This is a genomic window from Colwellia sp. E150_009 (assembly GCF_053543955.1).
In genome coordinates this window covers 116,439-125,528 of the sequence record NZ_JBHFOM010000008.1, presented here as the reverse complement: position 1 = coordinate 125,528, position 9,090 = coordinate 116,439, and the positions used below count along the sequence as shown (strand labels likewise).

Here is a 9,090-nt window from a genome sequence, read left to right as displayed (position 1 = left end):
ATTAAAGATTCGACACCTTTAATAAAAACGGGTAACTCTCAACTTTTCAAGTCGATGTGTCAGATTAAGTCGGAACTAATACATATTATTTAATCCAATATTTAGGCACAATTAGGTATGATTTATTGTTTTGTAATCCAATTGATGGCTCCACTTCTATTATCAAAGTAACGTATGTCAGCGGTAAAAAGCCAACTTCCAACTTGAGTTAATACTCTCTGCCATGTATGCCTGCCAAACACTGCAACCCGTTTAAACTCATCACAATGCTTTATACTCATAATAAAATCATTCAACGCGGCATGCATTGTCCAGCCCTTAAATTGAGTAATATCAAGCAGGATATCAAGTTTAGGTTGTTGCTTTGCCCTTATCGTGGAAGTGATGATTGGGGTTATCATTTGATAATCTTCAATAGATAACTTACCAATAGCTTTAAAAGTTAAAAAGTAATGATCAGCTTTTCGTTTTATAGAAATAGTTAAACTGTGATAGCGTGCTTTCATAAAAATACAACCTTAAGTCACTAATATACTATTAGTTGATTATAGTTGATTATTTTAATTGCTTAAACCTCTTGTATCAGGCTCTCACTTTCGAATTATAAATAGGTATTACTGACCAATATTAGTATTTAATCTACAACGAATACTTCTCAACGCTTAAACGCATTTAATTTTTGAAAGTATACATTGAGTTTAATCAAGCCAGATTCAAGTTCAAATTTTTGTATTTTGACATCACTAAATTTAGCAGCATTAGTGAAATGCTTGTTAATCATTGATGTGACACCTTCAAATCCTTGTGGTGTGGTGTCTATAAGCTCTGTAAGCATGGGGCTTACAATATGCCATTGTTCTTCTATCATTTCTGGCTTTTGATAAAGTTCACTCATGATGTTAGAAAGTGCTATGCGTTGTTTTTGTTCCATAAAGTAAATTTCCTTGTCTATTCTATGATTCGTATTTTGTGGCTTATTTTTTGTTGTTTGATCTTATCGATGACGTTAATTGCACCAATTGCCTGTTGTAGGCATTTCACGTACGACCTTTTCATTTTCGGTTAACCAAGCGCGGATTGCATCACTTGATGAAAACTGAGAGCCTGTTCCAGGCCAATAATATGTGCCCTGGCTATCTTTACACAAAGCAATATAGACAGGGATATTCTCTACAGGCGCTTCTTCCCCTTTTTCAACAAACATCTCATAACTAATTTGTTTTTGTGCTGTGCCTCGATACGTTTCTATTACGTCGGCAGAATATATATGTTTATCTGTTTCATCATCTTCACTAATAATTTCAACCTTTATTAATTTTACTTTCGCTAGATAGTGCACATGCTTAATAGCTTCTTTAAAACCATCAAGTTCCAAATTTGTTGCGTATTTTTCTGTAGTTATATTTTCTGCAGCGACAGTTGGTGTCGCTATAGAGGAGCAAGAAAAACAAGAGAACAACAATAATGCTAATGTAGTGTTTTTCATTATTCTTCACTTCCTGCCATCAAGGCTTTTTTAGTGTAAATTGGTAATGTCTCGCACGTTTCGTCAAAATCAGCCGGTACGACAAAGGTTTCCCACACGTCTTTATTGTATTTTGTCACGTTTACGCTATTGCTTTGATTGCCACCTAACATGAAAAGCGAATTACCATCGGCACTTTGGCCCACAACAAAAGCAACATGCCCGCCCCCTTTTCTTGTTTTTATACCAATAGCACCGTAAAGTGGTTTTTCAATTTTCTTACCAAAATTCGCCCATTCTTTTGCTCTAAAAGCGTTTTTCACAGGCTCCATGTTATGTTGTTTCATAACCCAAGAAACAAAAGAAGCACACCATGCGTTTACTCCGCCGGTATCGTCCTTCCCCCAAAATTTAGACGCTTTAAAATAAGTTAAAATTCGAGGATTCGCTTTAGTACCTGCAACCTCGCTTTCACCCAGCTCATTAATTGCTGTTTTCATCCATACAGCATAAGTTGCTGGCATTTTTAAAATAGCGTCTGACCTAACGCTTATATTGATAAGTTTTTCATTAATTTTTCGATGAGTACGACCACTAGGATCTACCCTGCCATCAGGTCGTACTTGACCAAGTACTTTACTTTGAAAAAGTTTGATTGCGGCTATGGTTTTAGATTTTTCTATACGAGTATTTAATAGGCCATCTACCGTTAAGGCTTCTGTGGGTGGTATCAGTGATAAGAGTTTATTTAAAGCCGTTTGTACCGCTTTTACATCGTTTATATTGTTTGTTCCACCAAATCCAACGGATTGAGTAATTTTCAGTGCTGACATCGTGATTTCCTTGTCTTTCCTTATATTGAATAAGGTTTATTGTGATTTGAATCAGTATGAATATAGTATTATCGTTCAACGATTACGCTTAAAAGTAAACAGTAATTGTACATATTATCAATAGTAATTAAAGGGTTGTTTGTAATTACGTTAAATGCCGTGGCTAAGCTTCTTCTGCCACAACTACGGTGAGTTTTTTCAAGCTCTGCTCTAAATAGATCTGAGCAACATCAATAGTGCCAAAAATATTAATTAAATTGGTTGTTGCCGCTTGTTTTGCCAGCCTGTGCTCTGGCCTCGTGTCCATTGCTAGCGTTAGCCACGTTTCTACGAGTTTATATGGGGGTTTTCTCATGGGTTCTTCCTTGAAAAATATAGTGTTGTTAATTGTCACGTTTTCGTTAGAGCGTGTTAAACCGTATTTACAAGCGACTCTGTTAAAATAAAAACTGTTTTTACGTTATTACGAACCTTGTGATTTAGGTTTTGATTAAGTCCGTTGGTATCATCGAATGCCCCGCGAGTGCGTTAGCGGGTATTTTTAGTATATTGGCAACTAACGATAACTCAAAACACCAATAACCAATGTAGTAATCCGTGTATTCAAACTCACAATCACATTCATGGCTGTCGTACCAATCAGCTTCATCAAGTTTGTTATACCACTGCTGTACAAACGCATTTAATAACGCCACTTGTTGTGTAGGTGATGTGTTAAACGCATCGCTTAAGGGTTGATATACGTCGGGGTAATACAACGTAGATGCAATAGGACGATTGACATCACCTAACGCCACGGCAATCTTATCAAGTAGTGCGTCTTTACCTTGCTCACCAATAATGGCGAGCACCTCATCAATGTGTTGTTGGTCAGCGTTACATGCCTGTAATAAAGACAACCACCAGAGCGTATAAATATAGCGATTAATATTGGCAGAGCCCACCGCATCACTTTGACCGCCTAATTGCTCAAACGCACGGCGATATACTTGATGAGGCTTAGGTAATTTATCGCAATAGTCACTGAGTTGTTGTCTGTAAGGGAGTATGGCTAATACAAAAGGTTTAAGCGCCTCTATCGCTGTCCCCCTAGAGTAATGCGCAACCGCCCGCATAATGGCTAATTGATATAAACGTTGCGCAATATCAACGCGGCTACTGGGTGAGGTAAAGTTACCATTGTCTAACGCTTCTTGGGTTTCAGCTAACGCTTCTTCAAAGTCGTCAACCAACTCACTAAAATAAGTATTGTCTTTACGGGTATCACGCATGAGTATTTTTTCCTATACTGACTTATTGTTATCTTGCCAGTGCACTAAATCTTTTGGATAGTATTCGTGGTCAATAAAGCTGCTGTCGTCAATGTTGTATAGTTTAACAACCAACGCTGCTCCCCAGCACCAGTAACCAATATAAGCGTCGGTGTCCATTAAATGATAATCAGGGCTACCCTCGGCTTTGTACCATGCATTTAAATATTCTTTCACTAACGAAGGGCGTTGCTCAGGGTCGGCTAAAACGACCTTGTATAATTTACCAAAGCGTTTTTTAAATAAGGTCGATTGGGCAACTTCACGTGTTGTATCGCCCATGGTAACAGCAATATTATCCAATAAACCGTCTTGCCCCTGGTTGGCAATTAACTCAAGTACTTGTTGGTAATACTCTTGCCCCATATTTAAACAATAGGCAAATGCAAGCCATATTAACGTGCGGCGCATATCATCTTCGTACAGCTCTTCCCACTGTATGCGAGATTTTTGCTCTTTAGGCGGTAGTGCGTCGGCATAGTCTTTTTGCCATTGACGATACTCAAGTGCAAGTTCTAAGTCGGGTATTAAACTAGATAAATCATCACCTCGGGAGTATTTTTGATGTAATAAATAGATTATATCGCTAACAACCATCAATGAACCTTTCATCTTTACTTCTACCGAATCCTCATCATCAAATTTTATTTCGTCAATATCTTCTTCGATACATTCTAGTTTAAAGTTAATCCGGTCATTGTAATAAGCTTTATTTTTCAACTTGTCTCTTAACATTTTCTCTATTCCTAAAATCCTGCTGTCTCACCAATAATTTTGGCATCTTTATCTAAGGTTTTCACCACTAAACTGCCATCCAGTTTATTGCGAATAAGTAACTTTTGAACTGTACCATTACTCTTCTTAATGCCTTTTCTAATTTTACGCCTTTCTTGTTCATTTAGTCCTGCTTTTTCAAGTCGCTCATCATTCATCCAATCATCACTCATTTGCTTACCTGTACTAGTTTTACCTAAACGGGCTTTATTGTATTTCGCTTCGGTGATCACAAAATCAGGTGGTGGATTCGGGTGATTATATATACCATCAATACCTTGTTGACCCGGTTTGTATTTACCATCCGTTTTTCCAACTGGGGTAAAGCCTTTTTCAATCATTAGTTGATGCGCATTATACTCGCCTGCGGCGGCTTTTTTATGATTTATTGAGCTGAATTCAGAAAAATCATCCGGTGTTTTTCTATTGATTGCCTTTTTAGCTGCCTGTGTCGCTACGTTGCCAACACCATCTAGCTTTTTCACCACAGGCTCAAGGGCTTTATCGGCAACTTTACCCGGTAGCAGCGATACTGCCATGGCTGCTGCCCCTGCTAAGGTTGGCCCAGTATCTAACATTTGCGCTAATTGCTCAGCTGCATCAGCAATTCCCTCGATTGCCCACTCCACTGGCAATAGCGTAACTGGTTTTAAGCCCTCTTCTTCGGGTAAGCCACTATCTGCTCCCTCTTTACATCCTTCCTTACAAGAAAGCCCAAGTGGATCAATGTAATTAATAGGATTTGGTGCGTATTGATAGTGGTTAATACCACCCACTAACCCAATAGGGTCTTGGTTGATGAAACGTTGTTGCTTGGGATCGTAATATCTAAATCGATTGTAATGGAAATTCGACTCTTCATCAAAATACTGACCCTGAAAGCGCAGTGGGTTTTCAATTGTATTTACAAACTCTTGCGCCCTTATACTTAACTGATTGTTTTCTAATTGATTATCACCTAACTCGCAACCAAAAACATCACTTTCATTACGCCATACTTGTTCTGCTTTATTATCGGTTAAGCAAAGTGGTGTGCCCAGTTGGTCTAGGTGATAGTAATATATTTCGTTATTTTGGCTTCCACCACCATTTTTAATCAGCGCTACAGGTAAAAAAGTATCAGGTTGATAAATAAACCAAGTGAATTTGCCGTTGTGGTGTTCACCAATGAGTTGGTTATTATCCCAAATAAAATCAATGCGACCTTGTTCGGTTATTTTAGCGCTACGTCTGCCAAGGGCATCGTATTCATAGTGGGAGAGTTTACCATTGTGGTTAAGCTGTGTAAGTTGGTTAAAACCATTGTAAACACGTTGTTGTTTATTACCCTTGCCTAAGCATGATATTTGATTGCCACATTCGTCAAAGCGGTAGTCGTTACCGGCAAAACGATGTAGTTGGTCGTTTATGACTAAGATATCATTCTGGCCATTACCAGTATTTCTACTGTCATTATTGCTCACCCCCTTATCAGTCGCTTGAGCATTATTAGCGGTGCTTTGCGGATTACCAAAGGCATCCCAGTGGTATTGTGTTGCTTGGCTTGTTTGTGCTTTTTCATCAGCTTGGTTAATTACACTACTTTGCAGTAATTGGCTAATACTGTTGTAGGTAAACGTTTTTTGTATCGGCTGAATCAGAGCTGAGTTTTGGCTTGGTTCTGTTGTTTTTTCAGGTGCTTGCTCACATAACGTTAATTGGTGTTTATGGTCGTACTGGTAACGTCGGTATTCACTATACGCGGCGGCAATATGTGTATGGTGCTCGCTTGCTTGGTCGTTTGTTTGAGTGTTTTCTGGCTTATTTGCTTGCCAATGCTGCTCTGTTAAGCGTGAGTACACATCATGATGCTGCGTTAACTCAATACCATTACCTAAAGTTTGTTGTGTATTAAAGCCAGCGTTGTTGTAGGCGTAGCGAACTAATGACTGTGGTTTACTCGCGTTATGTGTTTTATTTACAAAACTAACATCGCTTAATTGCCCTTGCTCTGTATACTGATACTGTATCTCACTGCCATCAGGTAAGTGTAAAATGCTGCGTTGACCTAAGTTGTTGTAGTCATAGTTTAGTGACCAATGCCCTTGCTGACTCGTGCTGAGTTTTCCATTTTTATGATAAGTTAAACTGACCGTTCGTTCACTATTATGAGCACGTACTAAACGCCCAATAGCATCGTATTGAAAATAATTATGTTGACTAGCCTGTGACTTGCCTTGTTCGTTGCTTTGACCTTTGCTTTGTGCGTTACGGGAATTAGTCGCTTGACTGGCACTTTGCTCTATTATGTTGCCTAAACTATCGCGCTTGAGTCTAATAAAGCGTAAGTCGCTGTCGTTAACGCTTATCAGTTGGTCGTTAGCATCGTAAGTGAAGCGTTGCGCTCTACCATCAAAACCGATTAGCGCTACTGGTTTTTCGGTTGGGCTGTACGCTATTTTGTAGGTTGCACCATCGCTACGGGTAATGTCAGTTAAATTACGCTCACTGTCGTAGCCATAACTAAGCCAACTGCCGTCACTGAAGGTTTTTTTACTTGGTTGTGATAACCCTTGGTATTGATACAGGGTGATATCGGCATCAGCTTGTTGTGCTGTTTGTGTGTTATGCTGCTCATCACTTAATGTTTGTACACTCAGCAAACGCTCTGCTTGGTCGTATGAATACGCGGTGGTGATTTTTTTCTCGGGTGCGTTTTGTGGATAGCTGTTTTGTTGGCTAACTTGTCCGTGACGATTGCGTTTGTATTCGGTGACTAAACCTTGGGCATTGACTTCACCGTTGAGTCGTCCTAGGTTGTCGTAACTGTAGCGAGTTAAAATACTGCCTACTTGTTTAGCCAGTAATTCCCCGCCAATACTCCAATGGTATAAAGTTTCAACTCCTTGAAAGTCAACTTCGCTGTGTAATTGTCCTTGCTCGGTATAGCGATAACTGTGAGTGCGGCCGTCTGGGCTGTGTACTGCCAATAAACGCCCAGTGGCGTCATAACGACGTTTATGTTGTTGTCCTAGCGCATCAATGGTAACAATGCGTTTACCTAGGCCATTGTAGTGATAATGGGTTTTATTACCTTGCGCGTTAGTTACCGTGCATAGTTGCCCTTGCTCGTTATAAGCAAAAATGGTGCTATTACCCATGGCATCGGTGGTTTTTGTTTTACGTCCTAACGCGTCATAATCGGTATATTCAGTGGCACCGTTGGTATTAGTGTATGCCGTTAATAACCCTTGGGCATTATGAATAAAACGCTCAGTATGCCCTAAACTGTCAGTTGATGTGCTTAACTGCTCTGCAGGGTTTGCTTCACTAGCTTGATAGATAAAATGATAATGATAGGTGTTATTATCGCCCCACTGCTCTATACATTGCGCTTTTGAACCCTCGCCTTGCCATAAAAAGTGATGACTAAAGCCAGAGGCGCGTGTGCGACAACTGAGTAATAAGTCGTGACGATAGCGATACTGCTCTGTACTTTGTTGGCTATTGGTTGCTGACACTAACGCTTGGGCATCATTGTATTGGTAATGTGCTAACAGCGGGCTTTGAATAATGCGTTTGTTATTGTCATCAAGTACGTAAGCAGCGATTTTTTCAAGATTGTTTTGTTGATTATATTGCAGTGCAATACCACGTTTTGGACCATTCGCTAGACGCTCTAAACGTTGCCTTTGGTCGTAGTGCAAGGTAATACTTTGTCCTAAATGATTACTGACATTATCGAGTAGCCACACGTCCTTTACTGGTGTTTTACTTGCATGAGTATTTTTACTCGCTTGACCATTATTACTTGATGCAGAAATACTATGCTTAACAAACGTCCAGTGGCTGTCGTCAGGTCTAATTAAAATTTGTTTGCCATCGAGCTGATGAAACAAAGCTAAGCCGGTTGCGGTTTGATAGCTGGTTTGGCCCTGTTTTACTTGTTCAAATACATGGCGGCGACCTTCTTCGTCATGCAATTCAAACCAGTGTCTACCCGGTTGTTTTGGCCCGACTTTGGGGCCTGGTTGATAGTGCGCTTCAAGTTGCACACTAAACCCATGACGCCAACCATAGCCCATATCAAGGTTATTATTTATTTTGCTTGAACGGTAAAGACGACGCCACGTAATAGGCACAATACCTTGATACGTAAAGTCAACTAAGGGTAGTATTTCTTCGCCACTCAATAATGAGACAGGATCACTTCGACAAGCTTGCTCGCTAATTGGCACGTCTGTTGGCGTATGATTACTTGCACTACCACTTTGCGCTGCATTACTCGCTTGTTTGCCTTGATTACTCGGTTTAACCGCAGGTATTTTTGCACTGCTACTGCTGCTTGCTTTAGGCGTAGCTTCTTCGGTGGAGTAATGTATAGAATCTTGAGGATTTTCACCATAAACGTGTAATAACTCACAGCTAATTGCTTCTTTAAATTTCGGGGCTACTAGCCGCGCTTGTTGTGTAACAGTAATACCAACCTGTCGTAGCAAACTACGGGCGTGTCCCAATGCATTGACATCTTTCGCCAAATGCGGCGAAATCTCGTCTACTAATAGCTGAGCTTGATCGCCACCACTAGAAACCAAGGTGTAACCACCGGGTGCTTCAGCACTTCGCAGCAACACAACAATACGTCGATTTTTACCTCTAAATTGAAAATACTGCACGCTCATCCTGTCTGAAACCTTATTTGTCCGTAAATTTTATTAAGCCAATTATT

Annotated in this window: 8 protein-coding genes; all 8 read right to left on the bottom strand. The window is 39.9% G+C overall.

The window, feature by feature from the left end; genetic code table 11:
• Positions 1-122: 122 nt before the first annotated feature.
• Positions 123-506, bottom strand: coding sequence for an STAS/SEC14 domain-containing protein (locus tag ACE1OF_RS06095; RefSeq protein WP_448893361.1), 384 nt, complete (start codon positions 504-506; stop codon positions 123-125).
• Positions 507-655: 149 nt separating this feature from the next.
• Complete coding sequence (locus ACE1OF_RS06090) at positions 656-931, bottom strand: hypothetical protein (RefSeq protein WP_448893360.1); 276 nt, start codon at positions 929-931, stop codon at positions 656-658.
• Between the two features lie 75 nt (positions 932-1,006).
• Positions 1,007-1,486: a hypothetical protein gene (locus ACE1OF_RS06085; RefSeq protein WP_448893359.1), complete on the bottom strand. Its 480-nt coding sequence runs from the start codon at positions 1,484-1,486 to the stop codon at positions 1,007-1,009.
• Positions 1,486-2,298 (bottom strand): NlpC/P60 family protein, encoded by an 813-nt coding sequence (locus ACE1OF_RS06080; protein ID WP_448893358.1) that lies wholly within the window; start codon positions 2,296-2,298, stop codon positions 1,486-1,488. The genes ACE1OF_RS06085 and ACE1OF_RS06080 overlap by 1 nt, the downstream gene beginning before the upstream one ends.
• Positions 2,299-2,461: 163 nt before the next feature.
• Complete coding sequence (locus tag ACE1OF_RS06075) at positions 2,462-2,653, bottom strand: hypothetical protein (RefSeq protein ID WP_448893357.1); 192 nt, start codon at positions 2,651-2,653, stop codon at positions 2,462-2,464.
• Positions 2,654-2,777: 124 nt separating this feature from the next.
• Positions 2,778-3,569 carry a PoNe immunity protein domain-containing protein gene (locus tag ACE1OF_RS06070; protein WP_448893356.1) on the bottom strand — a complete coding sequence of 264 codons (792 nt, stop codon included), beginning with the start codon at positions 3,567-3,569 and terminating at the stop codon, positions 2,778-2,780.
• A 12-nt stretch (positions 3,570-3,581) separates the two neighbouring features.
• Positions 3,582-4,343, bottom strand: coding sequence for a PoNe immunity protein domain-containing protein (locus ACE1OF_RS06065; protein WP_448893355.1), 762 nt, complete (start codon positions 4,341-4,343; stop codon positions 3,582-3,584).
• An 11-nt stretch (positions 4,344-4,354) separates the two neighbouring features.
• Positions 4,355-9,037: an RHS repeat-associated core domain-containing protein gene (locus ACE1OF_RS06060; protein WP_448893354.1), complete on the bottom strand. Its 4,683-nt coding sequence runs from the start codon at positions 9,035-9,037 to the stop codon at positions 4,355-4,357.
• Positions 9,038-9,090 lie beyond the last annotated feature (53 nt).